General features: G+C 68.2%; 20 protein-coding genes. 12 read left to right on the top strand and 8 right to left on the bottom strand.

The genetic code is table 11. The features are described 5' to 3' along the window. Positions 1 to 16: 16 nt before the first annotated feature. Positions 17 to 901, top strand: coding sequence for a hypothetical protein (locus ACZ75I_RS11530; RefSeq protein ID WP_061479105.1), 885 nt, complete (start codon positions 17 to 19; stop codon positions 899 to 901). A gap of 102 nt (positions 902 to 1003) precedes the next feature. Here the strand turns inward: ACZ75I_RS11530 and ACZ75I_RS11525 are convergent, their stop codons facing one another. After that, a complete protein-coding gene (locus ACZ75I_RS11525; RefSeq protein WP_005417035.1) occupies positions 1004 to 1300 on the bottom strand; it encodes a hypothetical protein in 297 nt (98 codons plus the stop codon). Between the two features lie 170 nt (positions 1301 to 1470). Here ACZ75I_RS11525 and ACZ75I_RS11520 point away from each other — a divergent pair, with 170 nt between their 5' ends. Both ACZ75I_RS11520 and ACZ75I_RS11515 read left to right on the top strand, forming a co-directional pair. Further along, entirely contained in the window at positions 1471 to 2130 is a 660-nt protein-coding gene (locus ACZ75I_RS11520) for a decarboxylase (protein ID WP_154351005.1), read from the top strand. A gap of 68 nt (positions 2131 to 2198) precedes the next feature. Continuing rightward, on the top strand, positions 2199 to 2975 hold the full coding sequence (locus tag ACZ75I_RS11515) for a CDP-diacylglycerol diphosphatase (RefSeq protein WP_346477165.1): 777 nt from the start codon (positions 2199 to 2201) through the stop codon (positions 2973 to 2975). Here the strand turns inward: ACZ75I_RS11515 and ACZ75I_RS11510 are convergent. Next, entirely contained in the window at positions 2972 to 3607 is a 636-nt protein-coding gene (locus ACZ75I_RS11510) for a GNAT family N-acetyltransferase (protein WP_154351003.1), read from the bottom strand. The two genes, ACZ75I_RS11515 and ACZ75I_RS11510, sit on opposite strands and share 4 nt — an antisense overlap. Before the next feature lie 181 nt (positions 3608 to 3788). On the opposite strand from ACZ75I_RS11510, the gene ACZ75I_RS11505 reads away from it, so the two are divergent. Beyond that, a complete protein-coding gene (locus tag ACZ75I_RS11505; protein ID WP_472957912.1) occupies positions 3789 to 6515 on the top strand; it encodes a TonB-dependent receptor plug domain-containing protein in 2727 nt (908 codons plus the stop codon). An 80-nt stretch (positions 6516 to 6595) separates the two neighbouring features. Here the strand turns inward: ACZ75I_RS11505 and ACZ75I_RS11500 are convergent, their stop codons facing one another. Then, on the bottom strand, positions 6596 to 7240 hold the full coding sequence (locus ACZ75I_RS11500; RefSeq protein ID WP_072167478.1) for a hypothetical protein: 645 nt from the start codon (positions 7238 to 7240) through the stop codon (positions 6596 to 6598). Between the two features lie 183 nt (positions 7241 to 7423). Between ACZ75I_RS11500 and ACZ75I_RS11495 the strand changes: the two genes are divergently transcribed. Further along, on the top strand, positions 7424 to 8584 hold the full coding sequence (locus ACZ75I_RS11495; protein ID WP_472957911.1) for an amidohydrolase family protein: 1161 nt from the start codon (positions 7424 to 7426) through the stop codon (positions 8582 to 8584). A gap of 48 nt (positions 8585 to 8632) precedes the next feature. Here ACZ75I_RS11495 and ACZ75I_RS11490 read toward each other — a convergent pair whose 3' ends face one another. After that, positions 8633 to 9070: a DUF3806 domain-containing protein gene (locus ACZ75I_RS11490; RefSeq protein WP_472957910.1), complete on the bottom strand. Its 438-nt coding sequence runs from the start codon at positions 9068 to 9070 to the stop codon at positions 8633 to 8635. A 131-nt stretch (positions 9071 to 9201) separates the two neighbouring features. Then, positions 9202 to 10083, bottom strand: a complete 882-nt coding sequence (locus ACZ75I_RS11485; protein ID WP_472957908.1) for a LysR substrate-binding domain-containing protein — start codon at positions 10081 to 10083, stop codon at positions 9202 to 9204. Positions 10084 to 10198: 115 nt separating this feature from the next. Here ACZ75I_RS11485 and ACZ75I_RS11480 point away from each other — a divergent pair, with 115 nt between their 5' ends. Continuing rightward, positions 10199 to 10900, top strand: a complete 702-nt coding sequence (locus tag ACZ75I_RS11480) for an ankyrin repeat domain-containing protein (protein ID WP_472957906.1) — start codon at positions 10199 to 10201, stop codon at positions 10898 to 10900. Between the two features lie 54 nt (positions 10901 to 10954). Next, complete coding sequence (locus ACZ75I_RS11475; RefSeq protein WP_472957905.1) at positions 10955 to 12412, top strand: amidohydrolase family protein; 1458 nt, start codon at positions 10955 to 10957, stop codon at positions 12410 to 12412. A 93-nt stretch (positions 12413 to 12505) separates the two neighbouring features. Here the strand turns inward: ACZ75I_RS11475 and ACZ75I_RS11470 are convergent, their stop codons facing one another. Further along, positions 12506 to 13435, bottom strand: coding sequence for a LysR family transcriptional regulator (locus tag ACZ75I_RS11470; protein ID WP_472957903.1), 930 nt, complete (start codon positions 13433 to 13435; stop codon positions 12506 to 12508). Between the two features lie 93 nt (positions 13436 to 13528). Between ACZ75I_RS11470 and ACZ75I_RS11465 the strand changes: the two genes are divergently transcribed. Next, entirely contained in the window at positions 13529 to 14722 is a 1194-nt protein-coding gene (locus tag ACZ75I_RS11465; RefSeq protein WP_472957902.1) for an MFS transporter, read from the top strand. Between the two features lie 704 nt (positions 14723 to 15426). Here ACZ75I_RS11465 and ACZ75I_RS11460 read toward each other — a convergent pair. Together ACZ75I_RS11460 and ACZ75I_RS11455 are read right to left on the bottom strand one after the other, a co-directional pair. Continuing rightward, positions 15427 to 16080 carry a response regulator gene (locus tag ACZ75I_RS11460; RefSeq protein ID WP_069138296.1) on the bottom strand — a complete coding sequence of 218 codons (654 nt, stop codon included), beginning with the start codon at positions 16078 to 16080 and terminating at the stop codon, positions 15427 to 15429. Beyond that, entirely contained in the window at positions 16073 to 19102 is a 3030-nt protein-coding gene (locus ACZ75I_RS11455) for a sensor histidine kinase (protein WP_472957900.1), read from the bottom strand. Before ACZ75I_RS11455 ends, ACZ75I_RS11460 begins: the two co-directional genes overlap by 8 nt. Before the next feature lie 96 nt (positions 19103 to 19198). Here ACZ75I_RS11455 and ACZ75I_RS11450 point away from each other — a divergent pair, with 96 nt between their 5' ends. The 4 genes from ACZ75I_RS11450 to ACZ75I_RS11435 are packed head-to-tail and all read left to right on the top strand — an operon-like array spanning position 19199 to position 21106. Further along, entirely contained in the window at positions 19199 to 19531 is a 333-nt protein-coding gene (locus ACZ75I_RS11450) for a hypothetical protein (RefSeq protein WP_346476987.1), read from the top strand. A gap of 50 nt (positions 19532 to 19581) precedes the next feature. Next, entirely contained in the window at positions 19582 to 20025 is a 444-nt protein-coding gene (locus tag ACZ75I_RS11445; RefSeq protein ID WP_050562701.1) for a helix-turn-helix transcriptional regulator, read from the top strand. Then, the gene (locus ACZ75I_RS11440) at positions 20022 to 20678 is read left to right on the top strand and encodes a hydrolase (RefSeq protein ID WP_005417006.1); all 657 of its coding nucleotides are present in this window, start codon (positions 20022 to 20024) and stop codon (positions 20676 to 20678) included. Before ACZ75I_RS11445 ends, ACZ75I_RS11440 begins: the two co-directional genes overlap by 4 nt. Before the next feature lie 2 nt (positions 20679 to 20680). Then, complete coding sequence (locus ACZ75I_RS11435) at positions 20681 to 21106, top strand: DoxX family protein (protein ID WP_134968826.1); 426 nt, start codon at positions 20681 to 20683, stop codon at positions 21104 to 21106.

Below are 21106 nucleotides of genomic sequence, written 5' to 3'. Positions count from 1 at the left end.
ACCGCAGGAGCCGTCCATGCCCACCGCTGCCGCCCGCGCCACCCTGTGCACTGCATTGCTGGCGATCCCGCTGCTGGCGCTGGCCCAGAGCGCGATCCTGCCGCAGCAGCGCGATGCCGCCGGCAACATGATGGAGCCGCTGGGACAGGTACTGATCGCGAGTGAGACTGGACCGTCGGGGCTTTATGACTGCACGCGGGACGGCAACTGGTGCGTACGCGTGCAGCCGGTGGCCGAGGAGGGAGACCGGCCGACCGTGCTGGAAGTGCTTGAGAAGGGGCCGGGCCAGGGCAAGCCACACACCTACCACGTCAGCATCGACGTGCCGCAGGAAGCCGACCTGTCACTGTGGCCGTGGATCGTGCGCCTGGCGCCGGGCGTGGGCAGCGACGAAACAGTGACCGACCCGCAGCAGCGCGCCCGCCAGAATGTGCTGGTAGGCGGCATCGTCAAGTTCAGCACCATGTACTCCGGTGGAGGGGCCGACGCGTCCACGCTGCAGTTGGCACGCGTGCGCCACCTGCAGGACGACATCCAGGTGGACGACGACGTGCTGACCGTGCCATGGCTGGGCAATGCGATGATCCGCGCCTGTTTCAGCGAGCAGGACATGAAGCAGCGCGCAGGCGCCTGCCACGACGAATACGGGTTCTCGGCCAAGCTCGGGCTGGATCCGGTGGCCGAGGGCATGCCGGTGCTGCGCTACCAGACCGTGGCGACCCGGTTCCCGGCCGGTGTTTCGCGCTTCGAGGATTCGCTGGCCAAGGGCCCGCTGAAGAAGAAGGACCTGCGCACCGAACAGGACCCGGCGTGCAGCTACACGCGGCTGTTCCGCTTCAGTGATGGGGTGTTCCACCCCGACCAGGCGCTGCCGGACTGCGCGGGGTATACCGAACCCTGACATGTAGCGTCGAGCCATGCTCGACTGGGGTTTTCTGTAGAGCCGAGCCTGCGCTCGGCTGTCACGGAAGCGCAGCCGAGCGTGGGCTCGGCTCTACAGCGCCTACTCGCAGCGGGTGGCGGTGATGATGTTGTCCTTGTCCACGTACACGCGCAGGCGATCCTGGCGGATGTCCTTGGTGGTGATGGTGCTGGGGCCGATCGGGTTGACCAGCCCGGCGCCGCTCTCGCTGGACAGGCGGCGGATGTTGGGCTCATTGGCCGGCTGGCCGATCGCCCAGCCCAGCTGGCTGGCATCGCAGTGGCCGGTACCCTTGACCTGCGGGCCAGGGGTGCTGACGCAGGCCGACAGCAGCAGGGCCGACGCAGGCAGTAGCAGGGACAGACGGAAGGCGGACATGCGAGCGCTCCTGCGCAGGGAAGATGGGCGGAACGATAGCACCCGTCGCGCGAAAGGCGTCAGCACTCCGGTCATTGCCGGCACAGCGTGGTCATTGCATAGTGGCAGGGATGGCTGGCAGCACGCCAGCGGGCAGGCCGGGCCATTCCGGTGCAGGTGTTGGATACGCTATGACGGCAGGCAGTTTGCGCGACAAGCGCAGGGCAAGAAGGGTACTGGCAGTGTCGGCGCTGGGCGTGGCGTTTGCCGCCTCTGCCATCGAGCCGGCGCCGGACGCCGTTGCGGAAGCGCCGGTGTTCGGTGCCTGGCGCAACCTGCAGACCGAGGCAGGCTACGCACCCGCTCAGCGCAACCTGGCGTTCGCGATGCTGCCGCAGGCCGCCACCCGCGGCGATCGATTCGCCATTGTCGATCGTGAGGGCAAGCGCGCGGTGTGCTGCCTGCAGGTGGCCAGCCCGTCGCTGGGCGTGGCCGCACTGCGCGAGCAATACCACCTGCCACAGGCCTGGGTGACCGACCTCAGCAATGGCCGCAGCCCGGCACGCCCCTACCTGCCGCATGTCTATGCGATGCAGCGCGTGGATGAACTGGCCGACTATGGTTTCACCGATGTGCCGGGGGCCTACAGCGACCTGGGTGGGCTGCTGATTCCCGAAGGTGCCGCGCTGGAGGCCGATGGCAGTGCCGTGCGCCTGGGGGATGACCGCTATTCCCTGCATTTCCAGCGCCAGCCGCACGCCGAAGATGATGGCGCGCTGGACCGCTACACCTTGCAGGCGGGCGAGGGCGTGGCCCCGATCGTGGTTGAAGTGCCGTTCGGCACCTACTGATTGCAGCACCGCGCTGGCTAGAATGCAGCGCGGCGCCGCCTGCCGTGCCTGTTCCGTGAGTCGCCGCCGTGTCCCTTCGCCCGTTGCTGCTGTCGCCCCTGCTGCTGTTGTCCGCCTGTGCGAGCGCGCCTCCGCCGCCCGCCCATTCCGATGCGCTGTGGCGCCTGATCGAGCGTGACTGCCAGGCAGCTGACGGCCCGCGCGGCAGCTGCCTGCGGGTGGAGACGGCGGCCGGCCGCCGTGACGTGCTGGTCAAGGATGCACACGGTGACTACCAGTTCCTGCTGATGCCGCTGGACAAGGTAAGTGGCATCGAGAGCCGCGGTCTTTACCAGCGTGGGGCGCCCAACTATTTCGTGGCCGCCTGGCAGGCGCGCGCGCACACCGAACAGGCCCTGGGCCAGCCATTGCCGCGCAACGTGGCCAGCCTGGCGCTGAACTCACCGCACGGACGGTCGCAGCACCAGTTGCATATCCATGTCGATTGCCTGCGCACGGACGTGTTGCAGGCCCTGGATGCACACGCCGGCACCCTGGGGCCACGCTGGTCACCGTTGCCGGTGCTTCTGCGCGGGCATCAGTACCAGGCCTATCTGTTGCCCGGTGCAGAAATGACCGCCAATCCGCTCAACCTGCTGGCCTATGGCCTGAGCGGCGTGGGCGATGTGGGCCAGTGGAGCCTGGTGGTGGCCGGACGCGATGACGTGCAGGGCGGCCCCGGCTTCATCCTGCTGGCCACCCGCGTGGATGCCGCCAGCGGCAACGATGCCAGCGGCGAAGAACTGCAGGACCACGCCTGCACGGTGCTGACCGGCGCGGGTGCGGCACTGGAGCGGGTGCGCTAGCCGATCCGCTGCAGATTGCTGCGCCACGCCGGCGCGGTAAGCGCCAGCAGCTGGCGGTCATGCCATCCCTCGGCGTCCAGGTGGTAGTCGCGCAGGATGCCTTCGCGCATGAAGCCGTGGGCCTGCAGTGCCTGGGCGAAAGGGGTGGTGCAACCCGGTGGCAGTAGGACGAAGATGCGATGCAGGCCGACATTGTCGAACAGGAACGGGCACAGCGCGCGCAGTGTGGCCTGTGGATGGGCGTTGTGGTGCTGCAGTGACTGCAGTTCTGCGCAGCGCGAATGCAGCGACTGCAGGCGGACATGCAGCTGGTCGTGCAGGATGCCCTGCGCGTCGTCGAACACGCCCAGTACCAGCAGATCGTTGTCTTCCTGTAGGCGTGAACGATGGACGCTGGCGAGGAAGCGGGCCTCTTCATCAATGCCGTAGGACGGCCGTTGGCCGCGCTGGCGACGGTCGTCGAAGGTGCGCCAGCGCGGCAGATCGGTGCGCTGGAACGAACGCAGGGTGATGGGCGTTGCCTGGAGGTGCAGCAGGTGGCGGCGCAGGACGGGGCGCAGCGGGGCAAGGTGAGTGTAGGTGGCGCGGTTGGTCATCCATGCACGATGCGTATCGGAAAAGCGCCAGACCATGCAATTCATTGCAAAAGTGTGGCGGTGCCGTGGGTCCGTCTGATTCGGTTCAGGCATAAGCCCATCAAGGCTGGTCATTTCCGTTGAAACCACCCATTCAGGACACTTTCGTTACGGGATCGTTATGTGCCGCACAGGCCACGGCTCCCCCGTACCACCCGCCCACTCCCTCAGGAAGCCCATGTCCGCCTCCCACAAGGCGTTGCGCCCGCGTCCGCTGGTGCTCGCGCTGTCGTCCCTGATGCTGGTCTCGCTGCCGGCCTTCGCGCAGGAAAGCGCACCCACCACATTGCAGGAAGTGAAGGTCACCGGCTCGCGCATTCCCCGTGCCAGTGTCGAGGGGCCCTCGCCGGTGACGGTGATCAGCCGCGAGCAGATCGATGCGCAGGGCTACCGCAACGCCTTCGACGCGCTGAGCGCGCTGACCGAGAACACCGGCAACGTGCAGGGCGAGGACTTCGGCAATACCTTCACCCCGGCCGCCAACACCATCAACCTGCGCGGGCTGGGCCCGAACCGCACGCTGGTGCTGGTCAACGGCCGCCGCCAGGCCGACTATCCGCTGGCCTACGAGGGCTCGGTGAACGTGGTCAACCTGGCCAACATCCCCAGTGCGCTGATCGAGCGCATCGAGGTGCTCGCTGCGGGTGCGTCGGCGGTGTATGGCTCCGATGCCATCGCCGGCGTGGTCAACATCATCCTCAAGGACCGTTTTGAAGGCGTGGACGTGAACGTGCGCGCCGGCGGCACCCAGCAGGGCGGGGGTGACAACCAGCGCGCGCAGGTGGTCGGTGGCAGTTCCGGCGAGCGTTGGGATGCGCTGTTCGGCTTCGAGTTCGACGTGCGCAAGGCGATCCACGCGCGCCAACGCGACTTCATGGATTCACTGGACGATGATCCGGCCGGCAAGGCGCCGCAGGCGACCGCGATCGCCTATCGCCGCAATGCTGCCACCGCCCGCAACATCGATCCGGGCGTGAGCGGCTGCGACGCAGCGTCGGGCATCTATGGCGGCAGCGTGTTCCGTGCCAACAACTCGCGCCAAGGCTGGTACTGCGGCAGCAACGAGGCTGCCGCCAGCTACTGGACCGTGCAGACCCAGAAGCGCAACCTCAATGGCTATGGCCTGTTCACCTTCCACCTCAACGAGACCACCGACCTGTTCGCCGATGTCGCCGTGGGCAGCGCGCGCATCTACAACAACACGCGCGCGCCGACCTGGACGTCGTCACGCAACTACTTCTACAACCAGAACAGCGGGAACCTGGAGAGCTGGTACCGCCGCTTCGCGCCGGAAGAAATCGGTGGCCTGCCGCGCAATGCCAACCGCTTCTTGGAAAACTCGTGGTCGTTCAACGTCGGCGCACGCGGCCAGATCGGCGACAGCGGCTGGGACTACGAGGCGGTCTACAGCCGTTCGCGCTACGAGAACCGCACCCGTCGCCCGGTGCTGCTGGCCGGCATCAACGAGTACCTGCTGGGCCCGAAGCTGGGCGTGCGCAATGGCGTGGAGGTCTATGCGCCGGACCCGGTGCGCCTGTTCAAGCCTTTGACTCCGAACGAGTACGAGGGCCTGTCCGACTATCAGGAAAGTCGCAACGCGGCGTGGCTGCAGACCTTCAGCGCCAGCATCAATGGCCGCCTGTTCGCACTGCCGGGCGGAGATGCTGCGCTGGCGGCGGTGGTCGAGGCCGGCAGCCAGGGCTACCGCAACCGCCCGGACCCGCGCCTGGGCACCGGCGAGTTCTGGAACACCAGCGCCGGTATCGGTGCCGGCGGTGATCGTGACCGCTATGCGGCCGGCGTTGAACTGCAGTTGCCGCTGCTGCAATCGCTGACCACCACGCTGGCCGGCCGCTACGACCAGTACCGCGCAGGCGGCGAGCACATCGGCAAGGCGACCTGGAGCTTCGGCGTCGAGTTCCGCCCGATCGAGAGCCTGTTGATCCGCGGCTCTGCCGCGACCAGCTTCCGTGCGCCGGACATGAACTACGTGTTCGCCACCGAGACCCGCGGCTACAACCCGGGCATGACCGATTACTGGCGCTGCCGTACTGCAGGCCAGTCGTACGACAACTGCGACTACAACGGCCTGTCGATCGACTACAGCAACCGTGCCAACGCACAGCTGCAGCCGGAAACCGCCAAATCCTATGGGTTCGGCGTGGTCTGGTCGCCGCTGTCCGGGCTGGACTTCAGTGCCGACTACTACGACATCCGCATCGACAATGAGGTCACCAGCCTCGACACCAGCCGTATTCTTCGTGATGAAGCCGATTGCCGCCTGGGACGCACGTTGGGTGGCGAAGCGCGCGATATCGGTTCACCGCTGTGCCAGGACGCGCTGTCGCGGGTGATCCGCAACCCGTCCAATGCCACGGTGCAGCCGGACCAGGTAACCCGCGTGCTGATCAATCCGATCAACGCGGCCTCCGAGTCGGTGCGCGGCCTGGACCTGAAAGGCAACTGGCGCTTCGACGCCGGCCGCTATGGCCGCTTCACCACGCGCCTGGCCTACACCGTGGTGCTGGAGCATAAATACCGGCAGTTCTCCGATGATCCGGAGCGTGACATCCGCAATTCACTGGATGACTACCAGTGGCGCAGCAAGGCCAATGGCAGCATCACCTGGAACCAGGGCGACTGGACCACCACGCTGTACGGCAATCGTTTCGGTTCACTGCCGAAGACCGATGGCAGTGGCCGCATCGCGCCGTACATGACGTACAACGCCAGCGTGTTCCGCCAGTTCGGCGAGAACCTGTCGGTGGGCGTGATCGTCAACAACCTGCGTGACAGCCGCCCGCCGGCGGACAGGAACGGGGGCGGCTGGCCGTTCTACCCGGTCGGCAACTACGACCCGTATGGCCGCCAGTACTGGCTGCAGCTGGACTACCGGTTCCGCTGATCGGGCGGGCAGACAGAAGGCCCGGCAATGCCGGGCCTTCTGCTGTGCCCCTATCCGCAGTGATGGCGCGCGCCGGTCGACTAGGGCAGCGCCTGTTGCAGGTACGACTCGATGACGTAGCTGAAGGGCTGCTGCTGGCGATCGCGCAGCAGCGCGCGCACTTCCAGGACCACACCGTCGTCGCCTTCGCCACGCGGTGGCCAGAACGTCTGGTCGGCCAGGGTCTGGCGCTGGAAGCCGAGCGGGCCGACCACGCGGCCAAAGGGTTCGTCGGTGCTGTCCAGCACCTGGTTCATGGCGGGGCTGAGATGGTCCGGCAGGTACCAGTTGTCGGCCTCGGAGAGGACGCGGCTGCCACAGACCAGCTGTACCCGGCGGTAGCGCAGCGCGGTGCCAGGCTGCGTCGCACCCAGCGCCTGCAGCACATCGGCGGGGGCAGGCTTGTCCTGGCCATGCACACGCACGGCGCGCACCCGCGCCTGTTCGGCCAGGCCGTGTTCGGCGCACCAGTGTTCCAGGGTGGCGGTGGCGCTCTGCCCGGACAGCACACGCTGGTGCAACCGCTCGACGAGGGCAGCCGATGCGATGCGCTGTTGGCCCGGCGGCGCCTGCAGCGGCGCGGTGGCGGCCGTATCGGCGGCGGACAGGCTGGCCATCGGGGCAGCAGCGAGCAGGGACGCGGCCTGCCAGCGGCGGAGGCGATCGTGGCGGTCGGACGGGCCCATGCGGCATCACAGCGGAAACAGGCGCCCATGTTACCCGTTCAGGCGTGTGCACGGCGTGGCTGCGACCGGTTGTCGCAGGGTAATCATCGTTCTGGTGAATGCGTGCCATCCAGATATTTCGTTGGCCGATGGCAGCGCCGGCGCTCAGGATGGCGCCATGGCTTGGCTTTCCCGGAGTTTCCGATGACGCTTCAGTTCGTCCATGGCGGTGTAGACCGCTACGGCGCGCCACTGCATTTCCATGTCCGTGACGGCCGCATCAGTGGCCTCAATGGCGAGGCCTCGCCGGCCGACGGGGCGGAATGCGTCGACCTGCAGGGCTTCGCGGTCCTGCCCGGGCTGGTCGACGGCCACATCCATCTGGACAAGAGTTTTGTCGGCGACCGCTGGCACCCGCATCAGCCGGTGAACAGCCTGCGTGAGCGGCTGGCGGTGGAGAAGGCCGCGGTAGCGAGTGCCGCGCCGATGGTGGACCGTGCCGAGGCATTGATCCGCCAGTGCAGCCGCTTCGGCACGGTGGCCATGCGCTGCCACGTCGACATCGACGGCAGCACGGGTCTCGGCCATCTCGAAGCGGTGCGCGAGGCGGCGCTGCGCTGTGCCGACCTCATGCGCATCCAGTTGGTAGCGTTCCCGCAGGCCGGGGTGATGTCCTGTCCGGGTACCGCCGCCGTGCTTGAGCAGGCCCTTGCGGCGGGCGTGGAGGTGCTCGGCGGCATCGACCCGACCACGCTGGATGGCGATGCTGAAGGCCAGCTGGCACTGCTGTTCGGCCTGGCCGAGCGCTATGGCGTGCGCCTGGACATCCACCTGCACGAGCCCGGCGAAACCGGACTGGCCCAGTTGCTGCGCATTGCCGCGCGGACCCGGGCCGCTGGCCTGCAGGGGCGGGTGGCGGTCAGCCATGCCTACTCGCTGGGCGACGTGCCGCTGGCGCGCGCGCTGCAGGTGGGCGAGGCGCTGGCGACGGCGGGCGTAGCGATCATGAGCAACGCGCCAGGTGATCATCCATTTCCGCCTTTGCGCGCACTGCATGATGCGGGCGTGCGCGTGTTCGCCGGCAACGACAACATCCGCGACTGCTGGTGGCCGTACGGCAACGGCGATCTGCTGCAGCGGGCGATGCTGCTGGGCTACCGCTCGGGCTTCTACACCGATGCCGACCTGATGCTGGCGCTGGACATGGTCACGACCCATGCGGCGCAGGTGATCGGGCTGCCGCAATACGGTCTTGTGGAAGGGCATCCGGCCACTTTCGTGGCCGTGCGGGCCGATCACGGTCCGGCGGCCGTGGCCGCAGTACCGGTGGAGCGACGCGTGGTGGTGGACGGCCGCTGGCTGTAGATCCAGGCCGCGCCAACCTCTGTAGCGCCGAGCCATGCCCGGCGGCTTTCAGGCGTAATCGTCGGCGCGGGTAGTGACGAATTCTTCCAGCCACGCCAGCAGATGGGCGATGTCGATGACCTCGCCCTGCTCCACGCGCTTGAGCAGCAGGGTGCCGACGCCGATCTGCAGGCTGCTGTCGGCATGGCGCAGCACCGCGTCGATGCCCCAGGCATCGGTGACCTGCATCCAGGCCAGGCCAGGCACGCGTTGCGCCAGAGTGTCACCGAACGCCACGCCCAGGGCTTCCCAGCCGCCGCAGTCGTCACGATCGATCAGTTCGGCATCGACCACGCGCTGCAATGTGCTGGCGGCCAGCGGCCATTGCACCGGCAACGTCGGGAAGCTGGCGGCCACGCGCGCGGCGATCAGTGCACGCTGGTGCTGCAGGTGCGTCTGCAGGGCTGCAGGCAGGGGATCGAAGCGGGTTGGGGTTTCGTCGGACATGGCGAGGCGCCGTGGAGCACGGAATCAAGGGGCACTGTACGAGGCCATGACGCCTGCCGTGCGGCAAGATTGATCAGATATCGATGATCAATGCGCGTAAGGCATCCACGCATGGCGTGGATTTACTGTGGTCAATCCGGTTCGCGCTGTACCTGCCGCCACAGCTCGCTGGCCAGTGCCCGCACCGCATCATCGGCATCGGCACGATGCAGCAGGCCGATTTCGTAGTTGTCGATCACCGGCAGCCCACGCTCGCCATCGATGATGCGGTGCTCGCGCGTGACCGCGCGGCGCGGCAGCAGGCTGATCCCGATGCCATCAGCCACCGCGCCCTGGATGCCACTCAGCGACGAACTGGTGAAGGCAATTCGCCAGCGCAGGCCCAGCGCTTCCACGGCGTGGATCATCTCGTCGCGGTACAGCCCTCGCGGCGGGAAGGTGACCAGCGGCAGCGGGTCCTGCTGCAGGCAGCTGCTGCGCAGGCTGTCGATCCAGTGCATCGGCTCGCGGCGGCAGTGCACCGCCTGGCGGCTGTTGCGGCGCTGCTTGACCAGCACCAGGTCCAGCTCGCCGTGGTCGAAGCCCTGTGCCAGGGCGCGGCTGAGGCCGCTGCTGATCTCCAGCTTCACCTGTGGGTGGCGACGGCTGAAGGCGGCCAGCATGCGGGTGGTCTGCGCGTTGACGAAGTCTTCGGGTACGCCGATGCGGACCGCGGTTTCCACCGTCGCGCCGGCCAGCGCCTGGGCCATTTCCTCGTTCAGGTCGAGCATGCGCCGCGCGTAGCCGAGCAGGGTGTGGCCGGCGTCGGTGGGATGCACATCGCGGTGGCCGCGCTCGAGCAGGCGATGCCTGGCCAGTTCCTCCAGCCGCCGCACCTTCTGGCTGACCGTGGACTGCGTCGAATGCAGGCGCGTGGCCGCCGTGGTGAAGCTGCCGCAGTCGGCCACCATCACCAGCGCCCGCAGCAGGTCCAGTTCGAACAGGGTTCTATTCGATTTGGCACTGTCTTGCATTTGAACATTTCACTTCTGGATACCCGGGCCGACTTCTACCATGCGGGGCAGGGGCCGGCAATGCGCGGCCCCTGCGACCATCGCCCTGCGGCGATGGAGGAAAGGAGACACCGTGATGCGCTTCCATTGCCCTGCTGGCTGGCCTGCACCGTTCACGCGCGTGCTGTTGTTGTGTCTGCTGGCCATGGTCACCCCTGCCTGCACTGCCGCCTCCAGAGCCGACGCAGACGCGCGCCTGCGTGATGCCGCCAGCCGCGGCGATGCCGAGGCGGTGCGCGGCGCGCTGGCCGAAGGTGCTGATCTGGAGGCGCAGGATGGCCAGGGCCGCACGGCGCTGCTGCTGGCCACGCAGGGCAACAATGTGGATGCCGCGCGCGAACTGATCGAGGCCGGGGCGGACGTCAATGCCAAGGATGCGCTGCAGGACAGTGCCTACCTGTATGCCGGCGCGCGCGGCCTGGATGAGATCCTGGCGATGACCCTGGCGCACGGCGCCGATCTGCGCAGCACCAACCGCTATGGCGGCACTGCGTTGATTCCGGCCGCCGAGCGCGGCCACGTCAGCACCGTGCGCATGCTGCTGCTTGCAGGTGTGGCGGTGGACCACGTCAACCGCCTGCACTGGACCGCGCTGCTGGAAGCGATCCTGCTTGGCGACGGTGGTGAACGCCATGTGCAGATCGTGCAGCTGCTGCTGGAGGCCGGTGCCGACCCGGAGCTGGCCGATGGCGATGGCGTAACGCCACTGGCGCACGCGCGCCAGCGTGGCTATGCCGGCATTGAAACCCTGCTGCGCCAGCACGGCGCGGCGCGCTGAACCGCTACTCCTTCCACCCGCACGCTGGCCGTGCCTACCAGGATGCTGTCCATCATGTTCCGTTCCCGCCTGTTGCCCCTTGCCATCCTTCTTGCGGTGGCGCCGCTGTCGGTATCTGCTGCCGAGCGCGCCGACCTGCTGATCCGCAATGCCACCGTGGTCGACGTCGAGCACGCCAGCACGCTGGCCGGGCAGAGCGTGGTAATCCGCGGCGAGGACATCGTCGCGGTGGGCCCGGACGCGCAGCTGCGCAGCCAGTGGAGCGCGGCCCGCCAGATCGATGCCAAGGGCAAATACCTGATCCCGGGGCTGTGGGACATGCACATGCACTTCGGGGGTGGCCCGGCGCTGATCGAAGAGAACAAGGCACTGCTGCCGCTGTACATCGCGCACGGCATCACCACCGTGCGTGACTGCTCCGGCGATCTGCCCGAGCAGGTGCTGCAGTGGCGTGGCGAGATCGCCAGGGGCGCGCTGTTCGGCCCGCGCCTGCTCAGTTCCGGCGCGAAGATCGAAGGCATCAAGCCAGTGTGGAAGGGCACGATCGAAGTGGGTAGCGAGGCCGACGTCGACAAGGCGATCACCCGACTGCAGCACGATAAGGTCGATTTCGTGAAGATCACCGACAGCACGCTGAAGCCGGAACTGTTCCTGTATTCGGCCAGCGCCGCGCGCAAGGCCGGCTTCAAGGCCTCGGGCCACATTCCGATGGCGCTGACGGTGGAGCAGGCGGTCGATGCCGGCCTGGCCTCGATCGAGCACCTGGACTACGCATTCAAGGCCGGCAGCAGGGACGAAGCGCAGATCGCCGCCGACTTCGGCGCCGGCCGCATCGACCGCGCGGAAGCCAACCGCCGCCTCGACGCCAGCTTCGACCGTGACACCGCGATGCACGCCTACCGTGATTTCGCCAAGCGCGGCGTATTCGTGACCCCGACCCTCAACGGTGGCCGTATCCTCGATTTTCTGGACCAGGATGACCACGCCAACGATCCGTACCTGGCCTACATCGGCCCGGGCCTGCGCGCGACCTATCAGTGGCGCGTGGACCGCGCCGCGAAGGCGACGCCGGCACAGATCGAGGCGCGCCATGCGCAGTACCACCAGGTGGCGGCCGTGCTGCCGTTGCTGCAGGAGGCGGGCGTGACGATCATTGCCGGCACCGATGCGGGCTTCCTCAACTCGTTCAACTTCCCGGGCATCGCCCTGCACCAGGAACTGCAGCTGTTCGTGAAGGAGGGTCTGAGCGCGCCGCAGGCGCTGTCGGCCGCAACCCGTTCCGGCCCGGCCTGGTTCGGCCAGATGGACCGCTACGGTGGTGTCGCGCAGGGCAAGGCCGCCGACCTGGTGCTGCTGACCGCCAACCCGCTGCAGGACATCGCCGCCACCGAGAAGATCGACAGCGTGATCCTGCGCGGCAACGTGTATGACCGCGCCGCGCTGGACAAGATGCTGGCCGACACCAAGGCCAAGGTCGCAGCGTGGAACGCCGAGGCTGCGAAGGCGCAATGATTGGCAGGGTCGCATCCCTTCCCGACGGGAAGGGTTCTGACCCTGTGGTCTTGAACGAAATCCACGCCATGCGTGGATGATGCGGCCGGTGACCTAGCGCGGTGCCGGCCGCATGCCGTGCAGCTGCGGCAACGCAGCCTTCATCGCATCGATGAAGGCGCGCAGCCGCGGCGGCTGCTGGCGCGCGGCAGGAAACACGACATGCACCGGCAGTGCCGGCGCCTGCCAGTCCGGCAGCAGCTGCACCAGCCGCCCTTGTGCGAGGTCGTCGGCCACCAGCCAGGCCGAGACCACCGCTGCGCCCAGCCCGGCGCGTGCAGCCTGCTGCACCACGAACAGGTTGTCGCTGAGCAGGCGTGGGCTGATCGAAAGGGTATGTGCGCGCCCCTGCGCATCATGCAGCAGCAGGCGTTCGCGGTAGTAGGTGACCAGCGAGATCCACGGCAGTGACTGTGCCTGTTCCGGCGTACTGACCGACGTGGCGTCCACCAGCGAGGGCGCTGCCACGACGATGCGCGGCACTTCCGCGAGCGGCAGTGCAACCATGCGCGGTTCGTCGACCGGGCCCACCCGGACCGCGCAGTCGATGCCTTCGGCGATGAAATCGGGGCGCCGATCTTCCAGGATCCACTCCAGGCTCAGCTGCGGGTGCTGGGCGAGGAATGCGAGCATGGTCGGCAGCAGCTGCGCCTGGCCAAAGGCGTGCGGCACCATCACCCGCAGGCGTCCGCGCAGCGTTTCCGGTTCGCCGTTCAGCTCGGCCTGCAGCGACTCCCATTCGTCGACCACGCGCTGCGCATGACGCTGGCAGCGCAGGCCGTCCTCGGTCAGTTGCAGGCCATGGGTGGAGCGCTGCAGCAGGCGCAGGCCGAGCTGCCGCTCCAGTGCCTGCAGGCGTCGGCTGACCGTCGGCTGGGTGGTGCCCAGCTGCAGGGCCGCAGCAGACAGGCTGCCGGCATCGACAATGCGCAGGAAGGTGCGCAGCAGATCCAGGCGATCAGCGCCGGTGGCGAGGTCATTCATGCGTGTGGAGTATGAAAGATATGTACCAGAGCCTACTACAGACGTTTGACGAATACAGGCAGGATACGCCCACTTCCTCTACCGGGTTCCCCCATGTCTACCCCCTCGCTGTCTGTTGCGGCCGCACCGGCGACCGTACCTTCCGCCCCATTGGTGCTGGCAATGGCGGCCGGTGCCGGCTTCTCGGTCGCGTCGTTGTATTACACCCAGCCCATGCTCGGCCTGATCGCCCAGGACCTTGGCGCCGGTGAGCGCGCCGCCGGCCTGGTGCCAACCCTGACCCAGCTCGGCTACGCACTGGGCATCCTGCTGCTGGCACCGCTGGGCGATCGCTTCGACCGCCGCCATCTGATCCTGTTGAAGTCCGCGCTGCTGGCGCTGGCACTGGGCGCCGCCGCGATGGCCGGGCACCTGCCGGGCCTGCTGATGGCCAGCCTGCTGGTCGGGCTGATGGCAACGCTGGCACAGGACATCGTTCCCGCCGCTGCGGTGCTGGCACCGGATGCGCAGCGCGGCCAGATCGTCGGCCGGGTGATGACCGGCCTGCTGCTCGGCATCCTGTTGTCGCGGGTGGTCAGTGGCGTGGTGGCTGAAGCGTGGGGTTGGCGCACGCAGTTCGTGCTGGCGGCGGTATCGGTGGCGGCGATGGGCGCGGTGATGGCGCGTGCACTGCCGCGTTTCGCGCCGACCAGCACGCTGCGCTATCCGGCGTTGCTGGGTTCATTGCTGGCGTTGTGGCGTGAGCAGCCGCAGCTGCGCCGTGCAGTGGCCAGCCAGTCGCTGCTGGCGGTCGGCTTCAGTGCGTTCTGGTCGACCCTGGCGCTGATGCTGCATGCACGTCTGGGCCTCGGCAGTGCGGCGGCGGGTGCGTTTGGTATTGCGGGTGCGGCCGGTGCATTGGCCGCGCCGTTTGCCGGCCGTTTCGCTGATCGACTGGGGTGCCATGCGGTGGCACGGCTGGCGATTGCGGTGGCGCTGCTGGGCTTCGGCCTGCTGCTGGCCGAAGCCTGGTTGCCGGCTGCCGCGCTGCTGCCGTTGCTGGTGGTGAGTGCGCTGCTGTTCGACTTCGGCTTCCAGTCGGCGCTGGTGGCCCACCAGACGCTGGTGTACGGCCTGGTGCCGCCCGCCCGCAGCCGGCTCAATGCGCTGTTGTTCACCGGCATGTTCATCGGCATGGCCGTCGGCGGTGCGCTGGGCAGCCTGGCGCTGGCGCAGTGGGGGTGGCACGGCGTGGCCTGGCTGGCGGTGGTGTGTGCGGGCGGCAGCCTGCTGCTGCGTTTGAAGTAAGGGGGGGCGTTCGGCAGAGCTTGCAGCCCTGCACCTGCTGGGAGCCGGAGCCACAGCAACATCAACATCAACAGCGTGCATTCCGTGGGTTGGCGGGGCGGTGTCGGAGTGCGGGGACGCCGCAAGTACGTCCGTGTAGGCTTGGCAGCCGCTTGCTCGTGTGCGCTGTCCTGCGCACACGGCAAGACCGGGGTTGGGCGTCCTGCCCAACCCGCCCGAGGCATGCCTCGGGCCCATGCGGCTGACACCCCGCACTCCGACACCGCCCCACCTCTGACAGATTCTCGCGGCTGTTGGTGGGTGTCGACCTTGGTCGACACATCTGTCAGATATCGAATGAGTCATCCACGCATGGCGCGGATCTACTGTGTCGACCAAGGTCGACACCCACCAGGGCAATATGCCGTACCGACAGCCCGCAGAGATCTGTCGAAGGCGGGGTGGGTCCGGTTGCGGGGGGCGTGAGCCGCATGGATGCGGCGACCGAGCTTACATGGGTGAGGGCGCTTTGCTTGCGAAGCATTGCTTCGCAAGCGCCCGAACGCACAGCCGCCAGCGGCTGGGCCGGGCCCCGGAGGGGGACTTGCAGCGACCCCCGCAACCGGACCCACCCCGCCTGCCCACAGGAGTCCGCTTTTGCTTCAGCTGTTGCTGTTGCTCCGGCTTCCAGCAGGTGCAGGGCTGCAAGCCCTGCCGACAACCCCCTAATCGTGACCGCTGTCGTCCAGGCTGATGATGCCGCGCCGCAGCGCCTGGGTTACCGCATGCGTGCGATCACCCACGCCGAGCTTGTCCATCAGGCTTTTCATGTGCGCCTTCACCGTCTGCTCGGAAATCTGCATGCGCTCGCCGATGCGCTTGTTCGACAGCCCTCCGGCCACGTGCCGCAGTACCTCGGTCTCGCGGGGCGACAAGCGATCTTCCACCACGTGCGCGGCGATGCTGGCTGCCACCGCCGGGGGAATCGGTGCGCGCCGGCCGCCGGCGACCATGCGGATGGTGTCGACCAGTTCATGGCGCAGCATGTCCTTCAGCAGGTACGCGCTGGCGCCGGCCTGCAGCGCCCGCACCGCACGTACGTCACCGCGGTAAGTGGTCAGCACGATGATGCGCGCGCGTGGGTCCAGCGCGCGGATCCGCACGATGGCTTCCACACCATCCAGGCGGGGCATCTGCAGGTCCATCAGCACGACGTCGGGCTGCAGCTGCTGGTAGCGTGCGATGGCTTCCTCGCCATCGGCGGCCTCGCCGAGCAGGCGCAGGTCGGCATGAGCGCCCAGCAGTGCCGCCAGGCCATCACGCAGCAGCGGGTGGTCGTCGACCACCAGCACGCCGATCGGGGCAGGGGACTCAGTCATGGTTTTCTCTACTCCAGGGCCAATGCCAACGCGATCGGCGGCGGTGATACAGCCGCCGGGCCGGGACTGCCAGCGCGACTTCGGTACCCAGCCCGGGGCGGGTCCACAGCTGCAGTTCCGCGCCGAGGCGCTGGGCGCGCTCACGCATGCCCTGCAGGCCCCAATGGCCATGGCCGGCGTTCTCGTCGGCAATGCCGGCGCCGTCGTCGCGCACGTGCAGCAGGAAACAACGCGTGCCGTAGGACAGTTCCACTTCAATGGCACTGGCATTGGCATGGCGCAACGCATTGCGGATGGCCTCGCGCCCGATCAGGAACACCTCTTCGGCCGCGTCGGCCTGCAGCGGTGGCGCCGCGCCTTCCACGGTCAGGCGCAGGGGATTGATGCCATGCCCGGCGTATTCGGCGTGCACGTCGGCCAGCGCCGAAGCGAGGTCGCGGCCCGCGAACGGCGCCTCGCGCAGCGCATTGACCCGCTCGCGACCCTCGGCCAGGTTGCGCTCGGCCAGCTGCATCGCTGACTCAAGCTGGCTGCGCACCGGCTCTGGTGTCTGCGCTGACTGGCTGATCGCGTGCAGGCGCAGGATCAGGCCCTGGCTACCCTGCAGCAGGGTGTCGTGCAGGTCGCGCGCGATGCGTTCGCGCTCGCCGTTGCGTTCCTGCAGGCGCGCGCGGAACAGTGCGGCCAGCTGCCCGCTGCGGATGCGTACCGCCAGCACCAGCAGTGCAAGCACGGCGGCGGTGCACAGCAGCTTGAACCACACGGTCTGCATGAAGGTGGGAGCGATGCGGAAGCTGCGGCTGGCCGGTGCGGTGCTCCAGATGCCGTCCTCGTTGGCGGCTTCCACCTCGAACCGGTAGCTGCCGGGCGCGAGGTTGGTGTAATACGCACGTGTGCTGCTGCCAGCGTCCTGCCAACCATCATCCACGCCCGACAGGCGGTAGCGGTATCGGTTGCGCTCCGGACGTGCCAACGACAGCGCCACGTAATCGATCTGCAGCTGGCTGGTGCCTGCCGGGAGGCGCAGGCCATCGCGTAGCGGCGCGTGCTCGCTGCCATACAGCACCTCGCCGATACGCACGCTGGGAGCCATCGTATTGACGTGCGAGCGGGTGGTGTCCAGCCAGGCCAGGCCCTGGTTGGTGGCCAGCCACAGCAGGCCGTCGTCGGCCAGGGCGGCGGTGGAGATCGGTCCGCTCTGCAGGGCGATGCCGGGCATGCCGTCGATGGCATCGAACAGGCGTGGCGTCACTGGCAGGCCGGAGCGCAGGGCACGGCGCAGCAACCCGCTTTCCATCCGTACCAGGCCACGGCTGCCGTTGAGCCACAGGTGTCCATTGGCATCGGCGACCATGCCGGTGATGCCTTCCAGTACGCCGGCCATGTCGGTGCGCACCGGAACGAACTGGCCGTTGCCCAGCCGTGCCGCCAGCCCTGCTTCGCCGGCGACCAGCAGAAGGTCCCGGTGGTGCAGCATCGCAGTGATCGGTCCTACCGACAGGCCGTCCCCGGCGCCGAAGCTCTCGGTGCCATTTGCACCCAGGCGGCGCAGGCGGCCATCGGCATAGCCGAGCAGCAGCTGGCCATCGGCATCCAGCGCCAGCGATGAGCAGGCCTGCTCTGGCAGGCGGATTTCACGTTGCCACTGGTCATGCTGGTAGTGCAGCACCCCGCGTTCGCCGGCGCAGACCCAGGCCTGTCCGTCATCGGGGAACAACAGGGCATGCAGCGGCTGCCCGGTGAACGGCGCCGGCAGCGGGATCAATGTGGTTTGGCCGGCGACCGTGCGCGCGAGGTTGACCCAGTCGAACTGCCAGATCGACGTGGGTGCCTGCCGCGCGGCGGCCTGCAGCTGCGTGGCGCTGCCATTCAGCAGGGGGCGCCGCAGGTCGTAGGGCTTGAGGTCTTCGCCATAGCCATACACGCGCCCATCGCTGGCCCGTACCAGCGAGCGGTAGGGATCGCTCGGGCCGACCACCAGGGCGTGCACGCTGCGTGCGCGGAAGCGGTTGAGGCCGAGATTGGTGCCGACCCAGAGATTGCCTTCGCGATCGACGATGATCGGCACTGCCGATGTGGCGGTCAGTCCTTGCGGCGAATCGAAGCGTTCCATGCGCACGGCCCGGGTGCCGTCGAAGGTGATGCGGGCGACGCCGCCGTGCGGGCTCATCGTGGCCCACAGCGCGCCATCGGCAGTGAACTGCAGGCGCGCAGCAACCAGTTCCGGCAACCGCCGCGCCTCACGTTCGCCGGCCGCCAGCAGACCCTGCGCGTTGGCCAGCGGCGAGGTGCCGCGCACCCGGTCGGCCAGCCACACTTCACCCTGCGGGCTTTCGGCCAGCGTCGCCATCTGCGAGACCGCGATGCCGGTGTCCTCGAACGCGGTCTGGCCCGCCGCACGCATCCAGATCTTCAGGTCGGCCAGCACCCAGAACCTGCCCCGGCTGTCGTGCAGCACCCACTGCACTCGGCGCTCGGGCAGGCCGGCAGCGGCCGGCAGTGGCTGCCAGCGGTGTCCGTCAAAGCGGCGCAGCCCGCCATTGATCGCCGCCCAGAGCTGCCCCTGGCGATCCTGGCTGAAGCGTGGGACCACGCCGACCGGCACCCCCTGCTCGCGGCCGTAGCTGCGCAGCTGCCCATGGGCGAACTGGCTGATGCCGGCCTGGAAGTAGCCGATCCACAGGGCACCGCCGGTGGCATGCGCCAGCGTGACCATGTTGGTGGATGGGAACTGGCTGCCGACGGGCGCTGCCTGCCGTTCGAAGCGACGGCCATCGAAGCGGTACAGGCCCGAGCCGGTAGCCAGCCACAACAGGCCCTCGCGGTCCTGGGCAATGTCCCAGATATCGCCTGGCGCGCCCTGGCCGACACGCCAGGCGGTGTGCTCGTGATCGGGCAGCCCGCCGCTCACCGGCGGGCGCTGCACGGCAAAGGCGGGCAGGGAGGTCAACAGCAGCAGGCACGTCAGCAGCGTCGGCAGGCGACGCACGGACGGGAAGGGGCGGCCACGCATGGCGCGCATTCTGGCAGGTGTGGGGCAGTCCGGGGTGACCCGAACGGGGTAGGCGGCGTGCGCCGGCGTCGGCTATCACGCCGGCATGCCCTCCGGAGCCCCGCCATGCAGCGCCTGTTCGTGATGTTCCCCGACCGCGGTCCGGGCATCGGCCTGCTGTGGTTGCGGTTGTGCCTGTCCGCTGCACTTTTCTCGCCCGGCATGCAGGGGGGCGGGTGGTCCGCGTTGTGCCTGCTGGCAGTGCCGGTGCTCGTGCTGGGTGCGTTGACGCCGTTGGCGGCGCTGATGGCGGCCGTGGGCATGTTCGCGCAGCAGGCGCCGTGGCCACTGGCGCTGCTGCCATTGGCGCTGTTGCTGGTGGGGCCTGGCGCCTATTCACTGGATGCGCGGTTGTTCGGGCGCCGCCTGCTCGGCCGTCGGCCTCCCCCATTCGGGTAGGTGCTGGCCTCGACCGACGGGGGTAGGGCATCACGCAGGGGTCACGCACCATGGGGCACCCCTTCGCGGCGTCCCGCATGGCCACCCTCTTCCCGCCTGATCCGCCCGCCGCTTCACTGGCACCGCAGCAGGCCGCCGCGTTGCAGCGCGCCCTGCGCTATGTCGATGAGCATCTGTCGCAGCCGCTGCGGGTGACCGAGCTGGCGGCGGCCGCCTGCGTCAGCCGCTTCCATCTGGTACGCCTGTTCCGCGCCGGTACCGGCGCCAGCCCGTTGCGCTATGTCCGCCGCCGTCGCATCGAGCGTGCGCGCCAGCTGCTGCCGGGCGCGCAGCTGCCGATGGCCTGCCTGGCCCAGCAGCTGGGCTTCTTCGACCAGAGCCATTTCGTCCGCAGCTTCCGCGCGGAGACCGGCTGCAGCCCCGGCCAGTACGTCGCCGGTGATGCCGCCCTGTTGCATCCCCTTGATCGTGTTTCCAACGGAGTCCACCCATGAGCCTTGCCACCGCCACTCCCGCCCCGGCGCTGCTGTCGCCGACCGACCACGCCCTGGTGCTGATCGACTTCCAGTCGCAGATGGCGTTCGCCACCCACACCATCGACATCTCCGCGCTGCGCAACAACGTGTCGCTGATCGGCAAGGGCGCCAAGGGCTTCAATGTACCGGTCGTGCTGACCACAGTCGCCGAAGCATCGTTCTCCGGGCCGATGTTCCCGGAACTGCCGCAGATCTTCCCTGGCCAGACGGTGTTCGATCGCACCTCGATGAACACCTGGGAAGACCAGCCTGTGATCGATGAGATCAACCGCATCGGCAAGCGCCGTCTGGTCATCGCCGGCCTGTGGACCAGCGTCTGCATCGTCGGCCCGGCGCTGTCGGCGCTGGCGCAGGGCTTCGAGGTGTATGTGATTACCGATGCCTGCGGCGATGTCAGCGAGGAAGCGCACGAGCGTGCGATCACCCGCATGGTGCAGGCCGGCGCGGTGCCGATGACCAGCGTGCAGTACCTGCTCGAACTGCAGCGCGACTGGGCACGGGGTGAAACCTACGACCTGACCACCGGCATTGCGCGCGACCACGCCGGCGGCTACGGCATCGGCATCCAGTACGCCAAGCGGATGTTCGGTGCGCAGGAAGGCGGGCACTGAGCATGGTTGCCGGCCAAGGCCTCGACCTGGCCCTGCTGATGCTGCGCGTGGCGGCAGGAGGCTTCCTGCTGCCGCACGCGCTGGGCAAGCTGTTCGGGTGGTTCGGGGGGCCGGGGCTTTCCGGCTTCGCCACCGAGCTGCGCGGTTTCGGGCTGCCGGCGGTGGCACCGTTGCCATTGCTGTTGGCCTTGCTGCAGGTGTTGTCCGGGCTGGCCGTGCTGCTGGGGTGGCAGACCCGCATCGCCGCGCTTGCGGCGGCTGCCTTCATCGGCTTCACCGTGCTGTTGGCCCTGCCCAAGGGCTGGTTCTGGATGCGCGGCGGCAGTGAGTACCCGTTGATGTGGACCACGGTGCTGCTGGCCCTCGCGCTGGCCGGCCCCGGCGCCTGGGCGCTGGACGGCCAACGCTTTCCGGGAGAATTCGCATGA

This window comes from Stenotrophomonas sp. X (assembly GCF_055721025.1).
This window is presented reverse-complemented; position numbering and strand designations above follow the sequence as displayed.